At 72.4% G+C, this 20,667-nt stretch carries 19 protein-coding genes, 3 tRNA genes and 1 pseudogene; 18 read left to right on the top strand and 5 right to left on the bottom strand.

Translation table 11 applies throughout. From position 1 onward, the window contains the following. The first annotated feature begins 86 nt into the window (after window positions 1–86). From FXF68_RS22520 to FXF68_RS22485, 8 genes are all read left to right on the top strand, one after another. A complete protein-coding gene (locus FXF68_RS22520) occupies window positions 87–1,577 on the top strand; it encodes a DUF2079 domain-containing protein (protein WP_148762230.1) in 1,491 nt (496 codons plus the stop codon). A gap of 329 nt (window positions 1,578–1,906) precedes the next feature. Then, window positions 1,907–2,578: a thymidylate synthase family protein gene (locus tag FXF68_RS22515; RefSeq protein WP_148762229.1), complete on the top strand. Its 672-nt coding sequence runs from the start codon at window positions 1,907–1,909 to the stop codon at window positions 2,576–2,578. A gap of 168 nt (window positions 2,579–2,746) precedes the next feature. Beyond that, on the top strand, window positions 2,747–4,336 hold the full coding sequence (gene serA / locus FXF68_RS22510) for a phosphoglycerate dehydrogenase (protein WP_148762227.1): 1,590 nt from the start codon (window positions 2,747–2,749) through the stop codon (window positions 4,334–4,336). A 434-nt stretch (window positions 4,337–4,770) separates the two neighbouring features. Then, a complete protein-coding gene (locus FXF68_RS22505; protein ID WP_148762225.1) occupies window positions 4,771–5,466 on the top strand; it encodes a (2Fe-2S)-binding protein in 696 nt (231 codons plus the stop codon). Between the two features lie 43 nt (window positions 5,467–5,509). Continuing rightward, window positions 5,510–6,559, top strand: a complete 1,050-nt coding sequence (locus FXF68_RS22500; protein WP_148762223.1) for a 3-isopropylmalate dehydrogenase — start codon at window positions 5,510–5,512, stop codon at window positions 6,557–6,559. A gap of 178 nt (window positions 6,560–6,737) precedes the next feature. Continuing rightward, window positions 6,738–7,841 (top strand): branched-chain amino acid aminotransferase, encoded by a 1,104-nt coding sequence (locus FXF68_RS22495; protein ID WP_148762221.1) that lies wholly within the window; start codon window positions 6,738–6,740, stop codon window positions 7,839–7,841. Between the two features lie 265 nt (window positions 7,842–8,106). Beyond that, window positions 8,107–9,699 (top strand): citramalate synthase, encoded by a 1,593-nt coding sequence (gene cimA / locus FXF68_RS22490; RefSeq protein WP_148762219.1) that lies wholly within the window; start codon window positions 8,107–8,109, stop codon window positions 9,697–9,699. A 108-nt stretch (window positions 9,700–9,807) separates the two neighbouring features. Then, window positions 9,808–10,092: a GNAT family N-acetyltransferase gene (locus FXF68_RS22485; RefSeq protein WP_148762217.1), complete on the top strand. Its 285-nt coding sequence runs from the start codon at window positions 9,808–9,810 to the stop codon at window positions 10,090–10,092. A gap of 77 nt (window positions 10,093–10,169) precedes the next feature. On the opposite strand, the gene FXF68_RS22480 is transcribed toward FXF68_RS22485, so the two are convergent. Together FXF68_RS22480 and FXF68_RS22475 are read right to left on the bottom strand one after the other, a co-directional pair. Then, the gene (locus tag FXF68_RS22480) at window positions 10,170–10,571 is read right to left on the bottom strand and encodes a DUF6292 family protein (RefSeq protein ID WP_148762215.1); all 402 of its coding nucleotides are present in this window, start codon (window positions 10,569–10,571) and stop codon (window positions 10,170–10,172) included. A 51-nt stretch (window positions 10,572–10,622) separates the two neighbouring features. Beyond that, on the bottom strand, window positions 10,623–11,453 hold the full coding sequence (locus FXF68_RS22475) for a GntR family transcriptional regulator (protein ID WP_148762213.1): 831 nt from the start codon (window positions 11,451–11,453) through the stop codon (window positions 10,623–10,625). A gap of 220 nt (window positions 11,454–11,673) precedes the next feature. Between FXF68_RS22475 and FXF68_RS22470 the strand changes: the two genes are divergently transcribed. The 9 genes from FXF68_RS22470 (at window position 11,674) to FXF68_RS22430 (ending at window position 16,972) form a co-directional block, all read left to right on the top strand. Beyond that, complete coding sequence (locus tag FXF68_RS22470) at window positions 11,674–12,030, top strand: hypothetical protein (protein WP_148762211.1); 357 nt, start codon at window positions 11,674–11,676, stop codon at window positions 12,028–12,030. 200 nt (window positions 12,031–12,230) lie between these two features. Beyond that, the gene (locus FXF68_RS22465; RefSeq protein WP_148762209.1) at window positions 12,231–12,602 is read left to right on the top strand and encodes an SEL1-like repeat protein; all 372 of its coding nucleotides are present in this window, start codon (window positions 12,231–12,233) and stop codon (window positions 12,600–12,602) included. Between the two features lie 94 nt (window positions 12,603–12,696). Next, entirely contained in the window at window positions 12,697–14,037 is a 1,341-nt protein-coding gene (locus tag FXF68_RS22460) for a cellulose binding domain-containing protein (protein WP_148762207.1), read from the top strand. Between the two features lie 75 nt (window positions 14,038–14,112). Next, window positions 14,113–14,880, top strand: coding sequence for a fumarylacetoacetate hydrolase family protein (locus tag FXF68_RS22455; RefSeq protein WP_148762205.1), 768 nt, complete (start codon window positions 14,113–14,115; stop codon window positions 14,878–14,880). 75 nt (window positions 14,881–14,955) lie between these two features. Then, window positions 14,956–15,591, top strand: coding sequence for a DUF2461 domain-containing protein (locus FXF68_RS22450; RefSeq protein WP_148762203.1), 636 nt, complete (start codon window positions 14,956–14,958; stop codon window positions 15,589–15,591). A gap of 188 nt (window positions 15,592–15,779) precedes the next feature. Then, a tRNA-Gln gene (locus tag FXF68_RS22445) sits at window positions 15,780–15,851 on the top strand. A 25-nt stretch (window positions 15,852–15,876) separates the two neighbouring features. Continuing rightward, window positions 15,877–15,949: transfer RNA gene (locus FXF68_RS22440), tRNA-Glu, on the top strand. Between the two features lie 131 nt (window positions 15,950–16,080). Further along, a tRNA-Glu gene (locus tag FXF68_RS22435) sits at window positions 16,081–16,153 on the top strand. A gap of 27 nt (window positions 16,154–16,180) precedes the next feature. After that, window positions 16,181–16,972 carry a DUF1963 domain-containing protein gene (locus FXF68_RS22430; RefSeq protein WP_222870024.1) on the top strand — a complete coding sequence of 264 codons (792 nt, stop codon included), beginning with the start codon at window positions 16,181–16,183 and terminating at the stop codon, window positions 16,970–16,972. Here the strand turns inward: FXF68_RS22430 and FXF68_RS44655 are convergent. Beyond that, window positions 16,969–17,289 (bottom strand): VOC family protein, encoded by a 321-nt coding sequence (locus FXF68_RS44655; RefSeq protein WP_342787161.1) that lies wholly within the window; start codon window positions 17,287–17,289, stop codon window positions 16,969–16,971. The two genes, FXF68_RS22430 and FXF68_RS44655, sit on opposite strands and share 4 nt — an antisense overlap. Between FXF68_RS44655 and FXF68_RS43980 the strand changes: the two are divergent. After that, window positions 17,276–17,782: pseudogene (locus FXF68_RS43980) on the top strand (phosphatase PAP2 family protein); the annotation flags it as partial. The gene FXF68_RS44655 and the pseudogene FXF68_RS43980 overlap by 14 nt on opposite strands. Before the next feature lie 10 nt (window positions 17,783–17,792). Here the strand turns inward: FXF68_RS43980 and FXF68_RS22415 are convergent. Both FXF68_RS22415 and FXF68_RS22410 read right to left on the bottom strand, forming a co-directional pair. Then, on the bottom strand, window positions 17,793–19,895 hold the full coding sequence (locus FXF68_RS22415) for an MMPL family transporter (RefSeq protein WP_148762199.1): 2,103 nt from the start codon (window positions 19,893–19,895) through the stop codon (window positions 17,793–17,795). Window positions 19,896–20,034: 139 nt separating this feature from the next. Continuing rightward, window positions 20,035–20,595 carry an ArsR/SmtB family transcription factor gene (locus FXF68_RS22410; RefSeq protein WP_148762197.1) on the bottom strand — a complete coding sequence of 187 codons (561 nt, stop codon included), beginning with the start codon at window positions 20,593–20,595 and terminating at the stop codon, window positions 20,035–20,037. Window positions 20,596–20,667: the final 72 nt, after the last annotated feature.

Below are 20,667 nucleotides of genomic sequence, written 5' to 3'. Positions count from 1 at the left end.
GCCAGGGGGCGCGCCTCGCCGGACCGGCCGCGCCGGTTCACATACCGGTTCAGCCGCGCGCCGGAGGCGGTGGTAGCGTCCGGCGCGTGGCTGAGGCGGTGGCGGTGGGGGGACGCGCCGGCGCCGCGCCGGCCCCGCGGCCGTCCCGGCGGCGGCGCGCCGCGCTCGCGGCGATGGTCGCGGGCGGCGCGGCGCTCTACGGCGGGTACTCGCTGCTGCGGCTGCGCGCGTTCCGGGCGGGCAGCTACGACCTCGTCATCTTCGACCAGGCGATCCGCTCCTACAGCCGGTTCGAGGCGCCGGTCTCGATGGTGAAGGGCGTGCACAACGGGTTCGGGCCCGGGTTCGCCGTCCTCGGCGACCACTTCTCGCCGATCCTCGCGCTGCTGGCCCCGCTGTACTGGATCCACGACGGGCCCGCGACGCTGCTGCTCGCGCAGGCCGTGCTGCTCGCGCTCGCGATCGTGCCGGTCTTCCGGTTCACCGAGCGCAGGCTCGGCGCGGCGGCGGCGTACTGCGCGGCCGGCGGCTACGCGCTGTCGTGGCCGGTCGCGGAGGCGCTCGCGTTCGACTTCCACGAGGTGGCGTTCGTCCCGCTGCTGTCGGCGCTGATGGTCGAGCGGCACGACGCGGGACGGCGCGGCCAGGCTGCCCTGGCGGCGTGCGCCCTGCTCCTGGTCAAGGAGGACATGGGCCTGCTGCTCGTGGGCTTCGGCATGTTCCTCGCCACCCGCCGCGGCTCGCGGGACGACCGCCGCGCGGGCCTCGCCTACGCCGTCGTCGGCCTCGTCGCGACCTGGATCTGCTCCCGCGTCGTCACCGCCGCGTTCGGCGGCGACAAGGACTACTACTGGGCGTACGGGTCCCTCGGCCCCGACCTGCCGCACGCCGCCGTGCACGCGCTGACCCATCCGTGGGACGCCGCCGCCGTCCTCGGCACCCCGCCGCAGAAGGTCCTGACGATGGCGCTGGTCGTCCTGCCGCTGTTCCTGCTGCCGCTGGTCTCGCCGCTGACCCTGACGGTCCTGCCGCTGCTCGCCGAACGGATGCTGAACAGCCGGTTCAGCAACTGGTGGGAGCCGCACTACCACTACAACGCGTTCATCATCGCGGTGCTCGTCCTGGCGGCGGTGGACGGGGCGGCCCGGCTGCGCGGCCGGATCCGGAGGGCGCGCGGGTGGCCGGCCGTCCTGCCGGGGGCCGCGATCCTGGCGGCGATGCTGGTCTGCGTCCCGTTCTTCACCTACCGGCACCTGGCCGACCCGGCGCTGTGGCGGCCGAACGAGCGGGCCCGCGCGGCGGCCGCCGCGGCGGCGCGCGTCCCGGACGGCGCACTGGTCGAGGCGGCGAACGGCGTCGGCCCCGCGCTCACGACCCGCGCCCGGGTCCTGCTGTGGGACGAGCGCTCCCGCGGCGCCCCCTGGGTCGTCGCCTGCGTCGGACGGCTGGAGTTCCCCTTCGCGAGCGTGGCCGACCAGCGCCGCCGGGTCGAGGAGCTGGCCGCCGAGGGATACCGCGAGGTGTTCCGCCGGGAGGGGTACGTCGTCCTGTACCGCCCCGGCCCCGACCCCTGGTAAGCCCTGATCACCCTATTTTGGACGGATTGGCCGGTGACCGATCATCACGCCGACCGTCAGAAAGCGGGTGAAGGCGCGATTTGAACAAAATCCTCTGTAGTTCTGGCGCACTTTGCCTGATACTTGAAGAAAGCCGTGACGGCCGCGGCCGACGCGGGACTCCCCGCGCTGAACCTCGTGTGACCGCCGCCGGAGCGGCAAAGGGGCGCGGCGCATGAGTGGTGTGATGCAGGTCGGGAACGACGAAGAGCCGAGAGCAGGCGGCACGGCGGAATTCGCCTCCCGCGCGGCGATCGCGCGGCCGGGCAATTGCCGCGGGCGAAATCCACATGACCGCCGTGAAAACGGCCGGGAGCCGTGACGTGCCGGCGGCGGAGGAGAAGGACGTCCGGCGCTTCGAGACGTGCGGGCACGCCTGGATCGGCGTCCTGCGGCACGTCTGGGCCGCCGGGGAGGCCGGGCTGGAGGACGGCGGCCCCATCATCGAGGGCCCGCCGCTGCTGTTCGAGATCGCGTCGCTCAGCTGGGAGGACCCGATCCTCCACGAGCACGGCGACCGCGCGCGGCTCGTCCGGCGGGCGCAGGAGCGCACCCGCCGCCCGGTCCGCGGGCGGTACTGGCCGCGGCTGCACGACCTCCAGGGCAACGACCAGATCCGCTGGGTCGTGGACCTGCTGCGCGCCCGCCCGTGGACGACCAGCGCGTGGATCTCGCTCACGATCCCCGGCGAGCCGGCGGAGGGGCTGCCGTGCCTGACGGCGCTGTCGTTCCGCATCCGCGGCTACCGGCTGATCATGACGGCGATGTTCCGGTCTCAGGACGTCCACCGCGGGTACCTGACCTACATCCCGCTGCGCGACGTGCAGGTCCAGGTCGCCGAGGCGCTGGGGCTGCCCGCCGGGCCGCTGCGCGTGTACGTGGACGTCCCGCACGTCCACGTCGCCGACGCGGAGCGGGTCGCGTCCGTGCTGGCGGCGGTGCCGGAGCCGAACGCGGCCTGACGGCGTCCAGAGCCGGACGAATCAGGACTTACCGGTGGGTGTCTCCCTGCCGCGAACCGCTCCACTCCACGGGAGATAGACTCGCGGAGGGGCGAGGGCACGACGAGGTGACCCGCGACTTCACCTGCAGAGATCACATTCCATCCACATCCCGAAGGACTGTCTTCCTTGAGCATGCCCGTCGTCCTCGTCGCTGAAGAACTCTCCCCGGCCGGCATCGCCGTGCTGGAGGCCGACTTCGAGGTCCGCCACGTCGACGGCAGCGACAAAGCCCAGCTGCTGCCCGCCGTGGCCGACGTCGACGCGCTGATCGTCCGCAGCGCCACCAAGGTCACCGCCGAGGTGTTCCAGCACGCCTCGAAGCTGCGGGTCGTCGCCCGCGCGGGCGTCGGCCTCGACAACGTCGACGTGGAGGCCGCCACCAAGGCCGGCGTCATGGTCGTCAACGCGCCCACGTCGAACATCGTCACCGCCGCCGAGCACGCGATCGCGCTGCTGCTCGCCACCGCCCGGAACGTGCCGCAGGGGCACGGTGCGCTCAAGAAGGGCGAGTGGAAGCGGTCCAAGTACACCGGCGTCGAGCTGCAGGGCAAGACGGTCGGCGTGCTCGGCCTCGGGCGCATCGGCGTCCTCGTCGCGCAGCGCCTCGCCGCCTTCGACATGAACGTGATCGCCTACGACCCGTACGTGCAGGCGGCCCGCGCGGCGCAGCTCGGCGTGAAGCTCGTCACGCTCGACGAGCTGCTCGCCGAGAGCGACTTCATCACCGTCCACCTGCCGAAGACGCCGGAGACGCTCGGCCTCCTCGGCGACCGCGAGCTCCGCCTGGTCAAGCCCGAGGTGCGGATCGTCAACGCCGCCCGCGGCGGGATCGTCGACGAGGAGGCGCTCGACCTCGCGCTGAAGGACGGCCGCGTCGCCGGCGCCGGCCTCGACGTGTTCACCTCCGAGCCGATGACCGACAGCCCGCTGTTCCACCACGACAACGTCGTGGTCACCCCGCACCTCGGCGCCAGCACGCACGAGGCGCAGGAGAAGGCGGGCACGCAGGTCGCCCGGTCGGTGAAGCTCGCGCTGTCCGGCGAGTTCGTCCCGGACGCCGTGAACGTGCAGGGCGGCGCCGTCGCCGAGGACGTGAAGCCCGGCCTGCCGCTCACCGAGAAGCTCGGCCGCATCTTCACCGCGCTCGCGGGCGGCGTCCCCGTCCGGCTGGACGTCGTCGTCCGCGGCGAGATCGCCGAGCACGACGTCAAGGTGCTGGAGCTCGCCGCGCTCAAGGGCGTGTTCGTGGACGTGATCGAGGAGGCCGTGACGTTCGTCAACGCCCCGCTGCTGGCCCGCGACCGCGGCGTCGAGGTCACCCTCACCACCAGCGAGGACAGCCCCGACTGGCGCAACGTCGTGCAGGTCCGCGGGACGATGTCGGGCGGCGAGGTCGTGTCGGTGTCCGGCACGCTCACCGGCCCGAAGCACGCCGAGCGGCTCATCGAGATCAACGGCTACAACATGGAGCTCGTCCCGACCGAGCACATGGCGTTCTTCTCCTACGTCGACCGGCCGGGGATCGTCGGCGCGGTCGGCAAGCTGCTCGGCGACGCCGAGGTCAACATCGCCGGGATGCAGGTCGGCCGGGACGCCAAGGGCGGCCGCGCGCTGATCGCGCTGACCGTCGACTCCGCCATCCCGCCGCAGCTCGTCGACGCGATCACCGCCGAGGTGGGCGCCGACATGGGCCGCCGCGTCGACCTGGACGGCTGAGCGCGACGCTTGTCCGCCGGGCCCGTGGCGGACGCTTGCCATCTCATATGGTGAGATTTTCCGCCACAGGTCGGGACAATCGCTCTTGACCAGAGGTAATCTCACAGGTAGTCATGCGGCGCTTCGTGGTAATCCTTCGCTGCCGCAGCGGGGCCTGATCATCGGCAGGCCGGCACCCGCTGCGGAGGCTCTGCCTGGCCGTTAGTCCGATCCTCTCTCGCCGGACCGTGCGAACCACGCCCTTCTCCGGCGGCCCCACCGGCCAGAAAAACAGCGATCGGAGCGAACCATCATGAACGACACCCGCGACACCACTCCCGCCGACGACGCCCAGGAAGAGGCGGCCCGCGCCCTGCAGACCGCCCTGGACCGCCGCGACAACGGCGGCCGTTCCTGACCCGTCCACGAATCCGGGCGGTGCGAGACTGGGGCGCATGCCTCCCGACGTCCCGCCCGGCGAGGTGGCCGGGCTGCTGCGCGACACGGCCCGGCTCGGGCCGTACTTCGAGATCGGCACCGGTCCGGCCGGGGACGGCGGATGGCGCCCGTTCCCCGGCGACACCGCCCCGCTCGCCGCGCTGACCGCCGACCACGCCGAACGGCTCGGCACCGGCGAGCGCAGGGTGGCCGCGTCGCTGCTCTTCCAGGGGCTCGCGGCGCGGCTGTGGTCCCCGGTCGTCGCGGCGGCGGCGCGGGGGATCGTCCCCGACCTGTCCGGCCTGCGGTGGCGCGGCGCGCCCGGCGAGCCGATCGCCCTCCGGCTCACCGAACCGCGCGGGCACCGGGTGACGGACGCCGCGCGGGCCGCCGACCTGATCCTCCCCATGGTCGTGGACGACCGGCTCCGGCCGCTGCGCGAGACGATGCTGACCTTCGTCCCCCTCGCGGACGGCCTGCTGTGGGGCAACGCCGCGTCCGCGCTCGCCGGGGGCCTGAACGTCGGCCCGCCCGACCCGGCGCGGCGCGCGATCGCCGCGGAACTGCTCGGCCGCCCGCCGCTCGCCGGGACGTGGGCGCCGGGCCCCGGCGGCTTCCGCAGGCGCAACTGTTGCCTGTACTACCGCGTGCCGGGCGGCGGGCTGTGCGGTGACTGCGGCCTGCGGGAACGAGACGGCCGTTCCGAGACGTGAGACAAATGCCCAACCAATGAGACGTTTGCAGTAGAGTGCGCGCATGGCATCGCGCAGTGTTCGTCTGGCCGTGATCCCGGGTGACGGGATCGGCCCCGAGGTGGTCGCCGAGGGCCTCAAGGTCCTCGACGCCGTGTCCGGTGATCTCGCGTTCGAGCGGACGTCCTACGACCTCGGCGCCGCCCGCTGGCACCGCACCGGGGAGGTCCTGCCCGACTCGGTCCTCGCCGAGCTGCGCGAGCAGGACGTCATCCTGCTCGGCGCCGTCGGCGACCCGAGCGTCCCGAGCGGGACGCTCGAACGCGGCCTCCTCCTGCGCACCCGCTTCGAGCTCGACCACTACGTCAACCTGCGCCCGGTGAAGCTGTTCCCCGGCGTCGCGACCGCGCTGGCGGGCGTGACGGCCGACGACGTCGACATGGTCGTCGTCCGCGAGGGCACCGAGGGGCCGTACACGGGCGTCGGCGGCGTCCTGCGCAAGGGCACCCGGCACGAGGTCGCCACGCAGGAGAGCGTGAACACCGCGTTCGGCGTCGAGCGCGTCGTCCGGTACGCCTTCGAGGTGGCGGCGTCGCGGCCGCGCAGGCACCTGACGCTCGTCCACAAGGACAACGTGCTCACCTTCGCGGGCGACCTCTACCAGCGCGTGCTGAAGCGCGTCGCCGAGGAGTACCCGCAGGTCACGACCGCCTACTGCCATGTCGACGCGGCCACGATGTTCTTCGTCAGCAATCCCGGCCGGTTCGACGTAATCGTCACCGACAACCTGTTCGGCGACATCATCACCGACCTCGGCGCGGCGATCGCCGGGGGCATCGGGCTCGCCGCGTCCGGCAACGTCAACCCCGACCGCACCGCCCCGTCGATGTTCGAGCCGGTGCACGGCAGCGCGCCCGACATCGCCGGGCAGGGCAAGGCCGACCCGACCGCCACGATCCTGTCTGTCGCCATGCTGCTCGACCACATCGGCGAGGGCGACGCCGCCCGCCGCGTCGAGCGGGCCGTCTCGGACGACCTCGCCGAGCGCGCCGCGTTCGGCGAGCGGTCCACGTCCCAGGTCGGCGACGCGATCGCGAAGCGAGTATCCGGCTAGGGGCACGCCTCTCTGGCCAGTACAGGGAACTCCGGGCGTGCCCGCGCGGCGCGCCCGGTTTTCGCGTGCGCCGCGTCCTCCCGGGGGAGTAGGTCTGGACGAAGTACGACAATAGGGACTAGGGAAGCCGCGGCGGCGATGGGGCCGCCCCGGCGATCCGGCGAGAGGACGAACCGCGATGAGCGACACCCTGGACTTCGAGATCACCCGCACCGAGCGACCGGCGACCGCGGCGGACCGCGCGCGCGTCCTGGCCGACCCCGGCTTCGGACGGTACTTCACCGATCACATGATCACGATCCGGTACTCGCAGGAGCGGGGCTGGCACGACGCGAAGCTCGAACCGTACGGCCCGCTGCCCATGGACCCGGCGAGCCAGGTGTTCCACTACGCCCAGGAGCTGTTCGAGGGGCTCAAGGCGTACAAGCAGCCGGACGGCTCGGTCGTCACCTTCCGCCCGTTCATGAACGCGGCCCGGATGAACCGGTCCGCCCGCCGGATGGCGATGCCGGAGATCCCCGAGCAGCTCTTCGTGGACGCCGTCGAGCTCCTCGTCCGCACCGACAAGGACTGGGTGCCCGACACGGAGGGCCACAGCCTCTACCTCCGCCCGTTCATGTTCGCCACGACCCGCGCGCTCGGCGTGAACAGCCCGGCGAGCGAGTTCCTGTTCATGGTCATCGCGTCCCCGTCCGGGCTGTACTACCCGCGCGGGATCAAGCCCGTCTCGGTCTGGCTGTCGCAGGACTACACGCGCGCCGCGCCGGGCGGCACCGGCGAGGCCAAGTTCGGCGGCAACTACGCGGCCTCGTTCGCCGGGCAGAAGCAGGCCGTCGCGGAGGGCTGCGACCAGGTCGTCTGGCTCGACGCGGTCGAGCACCGCTGGGTCGAGGAGGTGGGCTCGATGAACCTGATGTTCGTCTACGGGTCCGGCTCCCGGGCGCGGCTGCTCACCCCCGCGCTGACCGGGACGCTGCTCGCCGGCGTCACCCGCGACTCCATGCTGAAGCTCGCCCCCGACCTCGGCGTCCCCGCCGAGGAGGGCAAGATCAGCATCGAGGAGTGGGAGGAGGGCTGCCGGTCCGGCGAGATCACCGAGGTGTTCGGCTGCGGCACCGCCGCGATCATCAGCCCGGTCGGGTCGGTCAAGGGCGCCGACCGCGCCTGGACGATCGGCGACGGCGAGCCCGGCGAGGTCTCGATGCGGCTGCGCCAGGAGCTGGTCGGCATCCAGTACGGGACGCGCCCCGACCCGTACGGCTGGGTCCACAAGATCGTCTGACCCGGTCGACTCTTCCGACCAGGGGGTTCGCGACGTCGCCGGGCCCCGGTGGCAGGCCCGCCGGGGCGGTGCCGTCTCGGCATCCGAGACGGATGTCCCAACTTTACGGACCATGTGGCAGACTGGTCCGCGTCATGCGCCACAGCCTCGTGATTATCGGCAGGCGCGCCGGCAGCAGCTAACGGGACAGCGCCGGCGCGCAGACCTCTCACGTCCGTGAGGGGTCTTTTTTGTGTCCTGGCGCAGCCCCTTGGGGGTTACACCAATGCACGGCCCATCTACGCAAGGCGACGCATTCCACGTCTACGACACCACCCTGCGCGACGGCTCGCAGCAGGAGGGGCTCAACCTCTCCGTGCCCGACAAGCTCGCCATCGCGCGGCACCTCGACGATCTCGGCGTCGGCTTCATCGAGGGCGGCTGGCCCGGCGCCAATCCGAAGGACACCGAGTTCTTCAGGCGGGCCCGAACAGAGCTCGACCTGAAGTACGCGCAGCTCACCGCGTTCGGCGCGACCCGCCGGGCCGGTGTGCGGGCGGCCGACGACCCCCAGGTCGCCGCGCTGCGCGAATCCGGCGCGCCCGTCGTGACCCTCGTTGCGAAGAGTCACGACAGGCACGTCGAGCTGGCCCTCCGCACCACCCTGGAGGAGAACCTCGCGATGATCCGCGACACGGTCTCCCACCTGCGTGCGGAGGGCCAACGCGTCTTCCTGGACGCCGAGCACTTCTTCGACGGCTACAAGGCCAACCGCGCGTACGCGCTGGAGGCCGTCCGCGCCGCCGCCGAGGCGGGCGCCGACGTCGTCGCGCTCTGCGACACCAACGGCGGCATGCTCCCGGACGAGCTGGCCGACGTCGTCCACGAGGTGGCGTCCCTCGGCGTCCGCGTCGGGATCCACTGCCACGACGACTCCGGCTGCGCGGTGGCGAACTCGCTCGCCGCGGTGAAGGCGGGCGCCACCCACGTCCAGGGGTGCGCGAACGGGTACGGGGAGCGCAGCGGCAACGCCAACCTGTTCACGGTCGTCGGGAACCTGCAGCTCAAGCGCGGGATGAGCCTCGTCTCGGACGCCCAGCTCGCCGAGATGACCCGGATCGCCCACGCCGTGTCCGAGGTCACGAACGTCGCGCCCAGCTCGCAGCAGCCGTACGTCGGACTGTCGGCGTTCGCGCACAAGGCGGGCCTGCACGCCTCCGCCGTCAAGGTCGACCCCGACCTGTACCAGCACATCGACCCGTCCCGCGTGGGCAACGACATGCGGATGCTGGTGTCGAGCATGGCGGGACGCGCGTCCGTCGAGCTGAAGGGGCGCGAGCTGGGCTACGACCTGTCCGGCGAGAAGGCCAAGGCCGTCGTGGACAAGGTCAAGGAGCTGGAGTCCACCGGCTACACGTTCGAGGCCGCGGACGCCTCGTTCGAGCTGCTGCTGCGCGAGGAGCTGACCGGCGTCCGGCAGCGGCACTTCGAGGTCGAGTCGTGGCGGTCGATCGTGGAGCGCCGCCCGGACGGCTCCATGGTCAGCGAGGCGACCGTCAAGCTGCACGCCAAGGGCGAGCGGATCATCGCGACGGGCGAGGGCAACGGCCCGGTCAACGCGCTGGACAACGCCCTGCGCCTCGCGCTCGAACGGCTCTACCCGGAGCTGGCGCGGCTGGAGCTCGTCGACTACAAGGTCCGCATCCTGGAGGGCTCGCACGGCACCGACGCCCGGACGCGCGTGCTCGTCGAGTCCGGGGACGGCGAGCGCGAGTGGGGCACGGTCGGCGTCGAGGACAACGTCATCGCCGCGTCCTGGCAGGCGCTGGAGGAGGCCGTCTCCTACTGCCTGCTCCGCGCGGGCCACGAGCCGGGCTGATCCGCCGCCGCGCCGCCGCGTGCCGCCCCGCCGCCCCGCTGCCGCGCGGCGCCCCGCCGGGCCGACCCGGCGGGGAATGGGCGCGGCTCGCTGGGCATTATCGGGGGCATGAGCACCGAGATCACCGACAACGCCGAGCGCAAGCGCTACGAGATCAGGCTGGACGGCGAGCTGGCGGGCTTCGCCGACTACGAGCCCGCCGAGAACGACATCCTCGTCCTCACCCACACCGAGGTCGATCCCGCCTTCGAGGGCAAGGGGGTCGGCGGGACGCTGGCCCGCGGCGTCCTGGACGACCTGCGCGCCCAGAACCGGACGGTCATCCCGCTCTGCCCGTTCATCAAGGGCTGGATCCAGCGCCACCCCGACTACCGCGACGTGGTGGCGCCGTGACCGCCTAGGACGCGCGGCCGCCCGCCGGGCCGGTCGTGGCCGTTCGTCTCCGGCCACAACCGGGGCATTGTGGTGGGTCAGTGGTCGCGCAGGGCGTCGAACAGTCCGTCGCGCGCGCCGGGCTCGCGGGTGGCCGGCGGCAGGGCCGAACCGGTCTCGACCAGCCGGGCGAGGACGGCCGGCGGGAGCAGCACGCCGCCGCCGAGGCGCCGCTCGTCCGCGAGGACGGTCCGCTCGCCCTGGCGGCCCGAGACGTAGAGGCCGAACGTGCAGCCGGTCCACTCGTCCCAGACGAGGGCCTTGTCGCCGGTGACGACGGTCGCGTCGACGGGGCCCTTGGGGTCGAGCCAGCTCCGGTCCACCTGGATGCCGCGGTCGCCGAGCGCCTCGACGACGGCGGTGATGTAGCCGTGCGCGGCGTCGACTTCGGGGTCCGGGTGGTGCGCGGGCGTGTGCGCGCGCATACGAGAAATGGACATCTCGGTCCTTTTACGGTTAATGGTGTCGTTGATGGCGAAGACGGTGGTGCGTCAGGAACCGCGTTCCCACACCTCGACGGGCACCTCTCCGGCGATGAAGCGGATCCTATTGGTGCCCGGCTTGTAAATGGTGACGGTGAGGCGGAACGGCTCGCCGTGCTGGTCGTACGCGGTCCGCCGGTGCTCGATCACGGCGAGGCTGCCGCGGGAGAGCCCGAAGAACCTGAGCTCCTCCTCCGTCGGCTGCCGGGCGTCGAACACGTCCTCGTAGCCGGTCTGGACGTGGCCGCAGCTCTGCAGGTAGGCGACGGTGCCCTCCTCGATGTCGGCCGACTTGAGGAGCGCCTGCGCCTGGATGGCGAGCTCCAGCTTGAAGTACGAGTGCTGGAGCGAGTTCGGCTTGCCGTCGACGAACCGCTGCTGGGAGCGCCGGACCACCTGCGGCCTCGGCTGGCCGGGCGCGACCGGCGCGATGCCGAGCGCCCTCATCTGCGGCTCCTCGGCGTCCTCGACCTTGACCTCGGGTTTCGAGGAGTGGGCCGCGTGGTTCTGGCGCTCGGCCTCGGCCGTGAACGCCCTGCCCTCGCCGCCGCCGAAGCCGCGTCCGGGCGGGTTCTCCTCGCCCAGGTCCGTGTGGTTCAGCGTGATGACGAACGGCGCGGTCGGCTCGGCGACGAAGCTCCCCTTCTGGGGGACGGTCTCGACGAGGCCCTGCTGGCGCAGCTCGTTGACGGCCTTCTTGATGGTGTTGGCCGAGACGCCCCAGTGCTCGACGAGTTCCTTCTCCGTCGGCAGTTGGGCGGCGGGCGGGAGGGTCCCGTCCTCGATCTGGGCACGGAGGTCCTGCGCGATCTCGACGTACTTGGGGATCCGGTCCGCCATCGCGACCTCTCATTGCAATCAGAGCGATTGGTTCCAACGATCGGGTTTTGCCCTACCTGATATGGGTTACACCTTTAGTAGGACCGAAGCCGAGAGAGCTGAACCAGACGGCTTGAAGAGTCTGATGGTACCGGGCCGATCATCGGAGTTTCCAGGAATCGGCTCAGATCAACGGCCTGATCGGGTTCACCCTCTGCACCCCGCGGAGAGGAGCGTTGGAATGATCGGTGACCTGACCCTGTACCTGTGGATCATCGGTCCCGCGGCACTGTTCCTGATCCTGTCGCTCTACGTCGTCCTGCTCGGCTACCGCACGAGGGACCTGCAGTTCCGCAGCCGGATGCCCACGCCGACGTCGCCGGTCGGACGGCGGGGCGCGCTGATCAACGTGGCGGTCCCGGCCGACCGCCCACGCGCGACACCGCCCGCGCCCGACCCGGCGCCTTCTGGCATGGCGCCTTCCGACGCGGGTCCTTCCGACGCGGGACCGCCCGGCACAGCGCCTTCCGTTACGGCGCCTTCTGGTACGGCTCCTGTCGGTATGGCTCCGGCGGGTGCCGATACGGGCAAGGTGTGAGGTCGTCCGGCAGATTCGGCTGTCCGATGCGAACGGGTGTTCCTTCCGTTCACATCGGCTCGGTCACGGAGAAATTTCGTCGAACACGCCGAAATCGGTGGCGGTTTTCGTGCAGAGCGTCCACTATGGGGGCGACACAGCGCGCGTGCCGCATTCCGCGCGCCACTCTTCTCAGCGCACCGACCCACCGGAGTGATCGTATGCTCGTCCGACCCTGGAGCCCCGCGGACCTCGGGCGTCCGACGGACGGCACGTGGGCGGACGTGGCCTTCGGCCTCGGCGAGCTGTACGAGCACGAAGGCGACCTGGAGCAGGCCGCCGACTGGTACCGGCGGGCGGCCGAGTCCGGCCGCGCCGACGCGGCGCTGCGGCTCGGCGGCGTCCTCGGCCGGATGGCGGACGCGGGCTCCGCCGCCGACTCCGCCGAGGAACTGCTCGCCGAGGCGACCCGCTGGCTGAGCGGCGCCCACGACGCCACCACCCCGGACGCCATCGAGCTGATCACCGACATGCTCAACCGGCAGCTCCGGCGGGCGGCGCGCCGCGGCCTGGAGCCCGCCCACGCGGGCTGATCCGGCCCGGCGCGCCTGCCCGGTTCGTTATGAACCTATTCGCGCCCTTCGTCGTCGGACTCCATGAGATCGACGACGTTGGAAGGTGGGCGAGTTGAGCGGCGAGGAGCCCGGGTACGTGCCCCCGGACCACAAGACGACCGCCGAGTTCCGCGCCCCGCGCAGGCGCGCGGAGCCCGCGGAGACCGTGCCCGGCGGCGCCGTGCCCGGCCCTGAGGCGACGATCGTCGACGAGCCCGTGGACGACCTGGCCGAGCCGGTCGGTCCGGTCGGTCCGGCCGCGACGCTCCAGGACGTCCCGCAGGACGACCTGTCGGGCGCCACCTTCCAGGACGTCCCGGTCGACGACCTGCCGGGCGTCACCTCTCAGGACCTCCCGCAGGACGACGCGCCGGGCGTCACCTTCAAGGACGTCCCGGTCGACGACCTTGAAGACGATCCCGAGGACGACTTCGAAGACCTGGCGGAAGCGACCGTCGCGGACGACCCGGGCGACGACGGCGCGTCCGTGACCGTCTCGGACATTCCCGTCCGGCCGAAGGCCGTGCGGTTCGAGGTGCCCGCGCCCGCGAAACCGGCGGACCCCGTCGAACCCGAAGAGGCCGCCGAAGCCCCCGAGGCTTCCGTGGTCGAGCAGGCGGCGATGCGGGAACAGGCGCCGCCGCCCGCCGCCGGGGCGGTCGTCGGGGAGGCGCCCTGGACGGAGCAGTTCGGCGCCGGAGCCGAGGCGACGCATCCCGGTGCGGGCGCCCCCGTGTACACGCCGTCCCCGCCTCCGCCGCCCCAGCCCGCCACGTCGCCCGTGCCGCCCGGCCCGCCGCCGTCCGGGACGGGCCGGTCGCGGCGTCCGCTGCTGGTCGTCGCGGTGATCGGCGTATTCCTGGCGCTCGCCGCCGCCGCTGTGGTCGTGCTCCTGTTCACCGGCGGATCGGACTCGAAGGGGAAGGCCGGGGCGCCTTCGGCGTCCACGCCGCAGACTCCTGAGGGCGGCGCGGCCCCGACGACGTCCGGTGAGCCGTCGCCGGGCGGGGCGCCCGCCACACCGCAGCCGTCCGGGACGCCGCCGGAGGGGCAGCCGGCGTCCCCGGCGCCGCCCGCCTCGACCGCGCCGATCGGCCCGGTCGTGGACGGCGACGGCATCACCTACCAGCTCGTCCAGCGGGACGAGGGCTACTTCGAGGGCCGGATGGTCATCACCAATCGCACGAACAAGCCCATGAAGGCGTGGCGGCTGACGTTCCGCACCCCGGGCGCGGACGTGAAGAACATCTGGGGCGCGCGGCTCGTGCACGGTGGCGCGACCGTCGAGATCAGGAACCTGGACGGCGCGCCCGCGATCCCGCCGGGCGGCACGTGGGACGTCCAGTTCGGCGCGGCGGGCGCGACGGCCGCGCCGAAGGGCTGCAAGCTGAACGGGAAGGCGTGCGGCTTCTGACCCGCGGCCGACGGGGGCACGCGCCGCCCCGGGCGCATCCCGGGCGTGTCCGGGGCAAGGGCTAGGCTCTCGACCATGCGTATCGCCAGGTTCGCCACCGACGAGGGCATGTCCTTCGGCGTGGTGGAGGAGAACACCGTCGCGGCCATCGCGGCTCACCCGTTCGGTGACTTGACGTTCACCGGGGTGCGGCTGCCGCTCGCGGACGTCCGGCTGCTCGCGCCGATCCTGCCCAGCAAGGTCATCGCGATCGGGAAGAACTACGCGGACCACGTCCGCGAGATGGGCCACGCGGCGCCGCCCGCCGAGCCGGTGGTGTTCGCCAAGCCGTCCACCGCCGTGATCGGGCCGGGGGAGGCGGTCGCGTACCCGCAGAAGCTGTCCGAGCGGGTCGACTACGAGGGCGAGCTGGCGGTCGTCATCGGCCGGATGTGCCGCGAGGTGCCCGCGTCCCGCGCCGCCGACGTGATCCTCGGCTACACGTGCGCGAACGACGTCACGGCCCGCGACCTCCAGGCGAAGGACGGCCAGTGGACGCGCGCGAAGGGCTTCGACACGTTCTGCCCGCTCGGCCCGTGGATCGAGACGGAGGTCGACCCCGCCGACCTGGCGATCACGACGTCCGTGAACGGCGAGGTCAAGCAGGACGCCCGCACGTCCCTGCTGCTGCACGACGTCCCGGCGCTGGTCGAGTACGTCAGCCAGGTCATGACGCTGCTGCCCGGCGACGTGATCCTCACCGGCACCCCGGCCGGGGTCGGCCCGCTGGAGATCGGCGACGAGGTGACCGTCACGATCGAGAACGTCGGCAGCCTCACCAACCGCGTCATCGCCCGCGACTGACGACCGGCTACTGACGACCGGCTACCGACGACCGCGCTACCGACGACCGCGCTACCGACGACCGGGAGGGACGCCGTGGCGTTCAGCGGCTTCACCGACGAGGCGTTCGCGTTCTACGAAGGGCTCCAGGCCGACAACACCAAGTCCTACTGGACGGCCCACAAGGACGCCTACGAACGCCACGTGCGCGAGCCCCTCATGGAGCTGTGCGCCGAGCTCGAGGACGAGTTCGGCGCCGTCAAGCTCTTCCGCCCCTACCGGGACGTCCGCTTCAGCAAGGACAAGACGCCCTATAAGACGCACCAGGGCGGGCACACGAACGAGGGCTTCTACCTCCAGATCGACGCCGACGGGCTGATGGTCGCGGGCGGCATGTACGCGCCGAGCCCCGACCAGCTCCGCGCCTACCGCGAGGCCGCCGGGTCCGAGACGTTCGGCGGCGAGCTCCAGGCCATCGTGGACGACCTGCGCTCCGCCGGGATGGAGATCGCCGGCGACCGGCTCAAGACCCGTCCGCGCGGCACGCCCGAGGACCATCCCCGGCTCGACCTGCTGCGGCACCGCTCGCTCTACGCCCACGAGGGCTGGCCCGCCGACCCGTGGATGGCGACGCCGGAGGCGGTGGCCCGGGTCCGCGATTCGTGGCGGCGGCTTCGCCCGCTGGTCGAGTGGGGACGGCGGCACATCGGCCCGCCCGACTTCACCCGCTGACGCCGCCCGCCCGCCGCGCCGGCACCGTCCGCCCGCCGCGCTGGCACCGTCCCGGCCGCCGCGCGGGTGCCCGATTCAGGACGGCGGGACGCGGGCGCGGTAACCGTTTTGGTCGCGGTCCCGGCGTCCTGTAAGCTCATCGAGGCGCGAGCGACCCGCTGGAAACGGCGAGGTCGTCCGTACCTCCCTGGGGTATGGTGTAATCGGCAGCACGAGTGATTCTGGTTCACTTAGTCTAGGTTCGAGTCCTGGTACCCCAGCTGCGTCCGCTCACCACGGACACACGCCCCCGTCGTCTAGTGGCCTAGGACGCCGCCCTCTCAAGGCGGTAACGGCGGTTCGAATCCGCTCGGGGGTACGCCCGACCATCCCTCTCCCGGTGACCCTCCTGCGGGTCGGGGGAGCGGGAATCGGGTCGAGGCGGAGAACGTCCGTCCAGTAAAGTGGTGGAAGCCGGAGCGGGAGACCGCGAAGGCGCACACAAGTCCTGCCCCCGTCGTCTAGTGGCCTAGGACGCCGCCCTCTCAAGGCGGTAACGGCGGTTCGAATCCGCTCGGGGGTACCTCTGGCCCCGCACTAGGGTGCCCGCATGAAGATCGAAATGCTGGAGCGGCTCGCCCCCTTCCGCGCCGCCGCACTCAAGCGCGGCATTCCGTCCGCCGATGTCGAGCGGTGGATTCGCACCGCCCGGCCGTGCGCGACATTGACCCGGCACGGCGACGGACCGGTCGTCGGCACTCTCGGCGGGCCGTTACTCCTCCCCGCCGATGCCCCGGACCCCTGGTATCCGCTCGTCGCGGCCATCGACCTCGCGGCCCTCCCCGCCGACGCCACGGATCTGCCGCTCCCACCCGACGGACGACTGCTCCTGTTCGCCTATCCCGACACGGAGACCGACGGCGAGGCCGTGTACGTCCCCGCTGGTACGGCCGTCGAGGAACGGAAAGGAAACCCCTACTTCGAGGCCGAGGCGTACGCGGACGTCACAGCGGCATTTCCACGAGGCCCGCTGCATCTGGCCGTCGACGTGTCGCTTCCGTACCACTGCTGGGTCGAGGTCCCCGACCATCCCTACGTCGAGCCCCTCCCCGGTCATCCCCACTCCGAGGAACTGCGCGACACGTGGCTGGACACGGCCGACGAGATCGCCGGACGCGGCGTGTTGCAGATCGGCGGATACGCCTCGGACGAGTCCAGCGACATCGACCCCGTCCTCCCGGCGGACGAATCGCGCCGGGCCGACGACTGGGTGCTGCTCGCCGACTGGTACACCGACATCAAGGGCCGGGAGGGCGCGACCGTCCACTGGGCCATCCGCCGGGCCGACCTCGCCGCCCGCCGCTTCGACCAGACCGACGTCACCGTCTTCTGGAATCCCTAACCGGAAACGGCTTCCGAGCCGGGCGCCGGGCCGAGCAGATCCCAGCGGTTCCCGGCGGTGTCGAGGAAGACCGCGACCCGGCCATAGGGCTCGGTGCGCGGCGCGGTCACGAACTCGACGCCCGCCGCCGTCATGCGCCGATGGGCGGCCTCGTCCACGACGATCGTGACCAGGGCGAGCCGCATCTCCGGACCCCTTCGTCCGTCCGGAGGCCCATTCTCGCCCCCGTGCGGCGGTGAACGCCGCGGAGCGGGGAATGGTCCGGCCGTGGGGTGGAGGTCGTACGGCTCGCTCGCCGCGGTGATGGCGCTGGTCACGCTGGACGTCGTGGTCGACGGCCCGCTGCGGCAGCTCGACCACGCCGTCCACGGGTTCTGCGACGCGCACGTGCGGGGCCGCGCGCTGGAGTTCGTGCGCGGCGTCAGCAAGCTCGGCCAGCGCGGCTACCTGGTGCGCGTCATCATCCCGCTGTCGGTGGTGGCGGCCGTGCGGAGACGGTCGCTGCGGTATCCGGCGTTCGCCGTCCTGATCGCGTACGCGTTGTCGCTGACGCAGACGGGGTTGAAGTCGGTCGTTCCGCGCTCGTTCCCGTACGGGGGCGTGGACGTCATCGGCCGGTACGGCGACGCGTATCCGTCCGGGCACACGCTCAACGGGTTCGTGCTGGTGTGGGTCGTCCTCGAACTGCTGGCCGCCGCCCTGCCCGCGGTGGACGGCGTCCTCCCCGCGCGCCGCCGCCGGGACGCCGCCCTGGTCGCGGGCGTCGTCACGGCGGCGGCGCTCACGGTGTCGGACCAGCACTGGCTGACCGACGTCCTGTTCAGCCTCGCGCTCGGTCCCGTCCTGCTGGCGTGGCTGGTGGCGGCGGCCCCGTTCGAGCGTCGCCGCCCTCTTCCGGCTCCGCTGCGGAGCGCCGCGCCGGCCACCAGAACCGAGGCCCCGCGTCCAGGGCCAGAGCGGGGACGATGACCGACCGGACGAAGAACGTGTCCAGCAGCACGCCCAGCGACACGAGCACCCCGATCTGCACCATCATCGTGATCGGCATGACCCCGAGGACGCCGAACGTCGCGGCGAGGACGAGCCCCGCGCTGGAGATCACCCCGCCGGTGACGCCGAGGCCGCGCAGCACCCCGGCGCGGTGCCCGTGCCGCGCCGCCTCCTCCCGGATCCGGGACACGAGGAACAGGTTGTAGTCCACGCCCAGCGCGACCATGAACAGGAACCCCATCAGCGCGACCTGCTCGTCCAGGGCCGGGAAGCCGAACACGTGCTTGAAAAGCAGCCAGGCCGCGCCGAGCGCCGCGAAGTACGACGCGACGACCGTGCCGATGACCAGCAGCGGCGCGACCAGGGCGCGGAGCAGCGCGATGAGCACGACGAGCACCACGCCGAGGATCAGCGGGATGACGACGCGCCGGTCGTGCGCCTGCGCGTCCGCGAGGTCCAGCTTGCTCGCGGTGCCCGCGCCGAACGCCGCGGTCGGGACGTCCGCGCGGAGCCTCCGGACGGCGTCCGCGGCGGCGGCGCTGTCCGGCGGGGCGTCGAGGACGACGTCGAGCCTGGTGAGGCGTCCGTCCGAGGACGGCCGCGGGTTCTCCACGCGCGCCACGCCGGGGGAGTTCCGGATCGCGTCCGCCGCGCGGGCGTCGCCCGTGACGGCCTGGAGCGGACGCCCCTGCCCGCCCGGATAGTGCTCGATCAGCAGGCGTTCCCCGATGGTGGAGCCCGGGGTGTTAGTGAGGAAGTGGGCCCGGTCGAGCCCCGTGTCGATGCCGAGCGTCCCTGCGGCGAGCGCGCCGAGGACGGCCATGCCGCCCACCCAGACGAGCCGCGGACGCGCCGCGACGCGCCGTCCGATCCGCTCCCACGCGCCGCGCCCGGACGGGACGTCGCCGTACCGGGGGATCCGGGGCCAGAAGACCCACCGTCCGAGGATCACGAGGAGGGCGGGCAGCAGCGTCATCACGACGACGAGGCCGCCGAGCACGCCGATGGCGCCGATCGGGCCGAGCGCGTAGTTGAAGCCCATGCGGGCGGCGAGCAGGCACAGCAGGCCGAGCGACACGGTCGCGGCGGACGCGGCGACCGGCGCGGCGGCCCGCCGCAGCGCGACCGCCATGGCCCTGTGCCGGTCCGGGTGGCGGCGCAGTTCCTCGCGGTAGCGGGCGAGGAGCAGCAGGGCGTAGTCGGTCGAGATCCCGAAGACGAGCGCGTTCAGGATCGCGGACATCCCGTCCGCCACGTACAGCCCGGCGTGCTTTCCGAGCAGGTAGACGACCGCGTTCGTGACCTGGAGCGCGATCGCCGCGTTCACGACCGGCAGCAGCCACAGGACCGGACTGCGGTAGGTGACGAGCAGCACCGCCGTGACGAGCAGGATCGTGATGACGAGCAGCGCCTTGTCGACGTGCTCGAACGCGTCGCCGACGTCGAGCGCGCCCCCGGCCGGGCCGGTGAGGCGGACCTCCAGGCCGTCCGGGACGTCGCGGCGGGACTGGTCCCGGACCTTCTCGGCCCGGTCGGAGAGCGAGTCGTCGTCGGCCAGCGGGACGGCCAGCAGCAGCGCCCTCCCGTCGCCGGACGGGCGGGGCGGCGCGATCGTCCCGGCGGCGACGGGCGCGAGCGCGCGGCGGTCGGCCTCCGCCTTCGCGCGGTCGGCGGCCGTGACGCCGGAGCCGCGGACGTAGACGACGATCCCCGGCGCCAGCTCGCCGCCGGGGAAGCGTGCCGCGAGCTTCTCGACCTCGGTCGACTGCGCGCCGCGCGGCAGCTCGGCGGACGACTTGCCCTCGACGACGTCCGGGAGCCTGCTCGCCGCCGGGACGGCCAGCACGGTGATCACGACCCAGAGCAGCAGCACCGCCCATTTCAGCAGGCGCGAGCGTGAACTGGGCGATGGTCGTTTGCGTGAGAGCAGCATGAGGTGCTCTCCTTTCGTTCGGGGGTTCGGTGTCGCGTGCGAACACGCCGGATTCGGCGTGGTGATGCGGGACCTCCGCCCGTCCGGGCCGCCGAGGGGCAACTCGGCGGTCCGGACCTTCCGGGCTCGGTCCCGGGACCTACACCTCGGGGAATGCCAGGAATCTGGCGTGGAGGGTGCGCGCGTCCGGCGGCGGGTCGTCGTCGGCGCGCTTGTAGCGGTAGAGGAGCGCGATGTACTCCTCGAAGAAGGGACGCACCTCGTCCGGCGTCAGCGTGACCGTGGCGAACGAGAACAGCAGCGCGTCCGCCCACGGGCCGAGGTCGTCGCGGGCGTCCTGGAAGCGGTCGAGCGCCTCCAGTTCGTTCGCGAACTCCAGCCGGGTCAGCTCGTCCACGGCGGCGCGCATCTCCGGCGTCTGCTCGCCGTACCGGGGGAGCCTGCGGTCGCCGGGCACGGCCCGCCACCAGCGCTCCCGGCCCCGCGCGAGCTCCGGGACCTCCTCGACGAGGCCGTGCTTGGCGAGCTGGCGCAGGTGGTAGCTCGTCGCGCCGGTGCTCTGCCCGAGCTCGCGGGCGAGCGTCGTGGACGACACGGGCCCGCGCCGCGTCAGCTCGGCGATCCGCTTGCGCAGCGGGTGGGCGAGCAGCCGCACCCGCCGCGGATCGGTGATCGTCTCGGGCGGCGGTCGTTCCTTCATGCCCCGGACGCTAGAAGTCGCAAAGGGCCTTTGCAACGGTTCTTGGCAAAGTTCACCGAGGAGGGTGAGGGC

The sequence above is a fragment of the Actinomadura decatromicini genome, from assembly GCF_008121305.1.
Lineage (GTDB): Bacteria > Actinomycetota > Actinomycetes > Streptosporangiales > Streptosporangiaceae > Spirillospora > Spirillospora syzygii.
The sequence above is the reverse complement of the archived record's forward strand: the minus strand, read 5'-3'. Positions and strand labels throughout refer to the sequence as shown.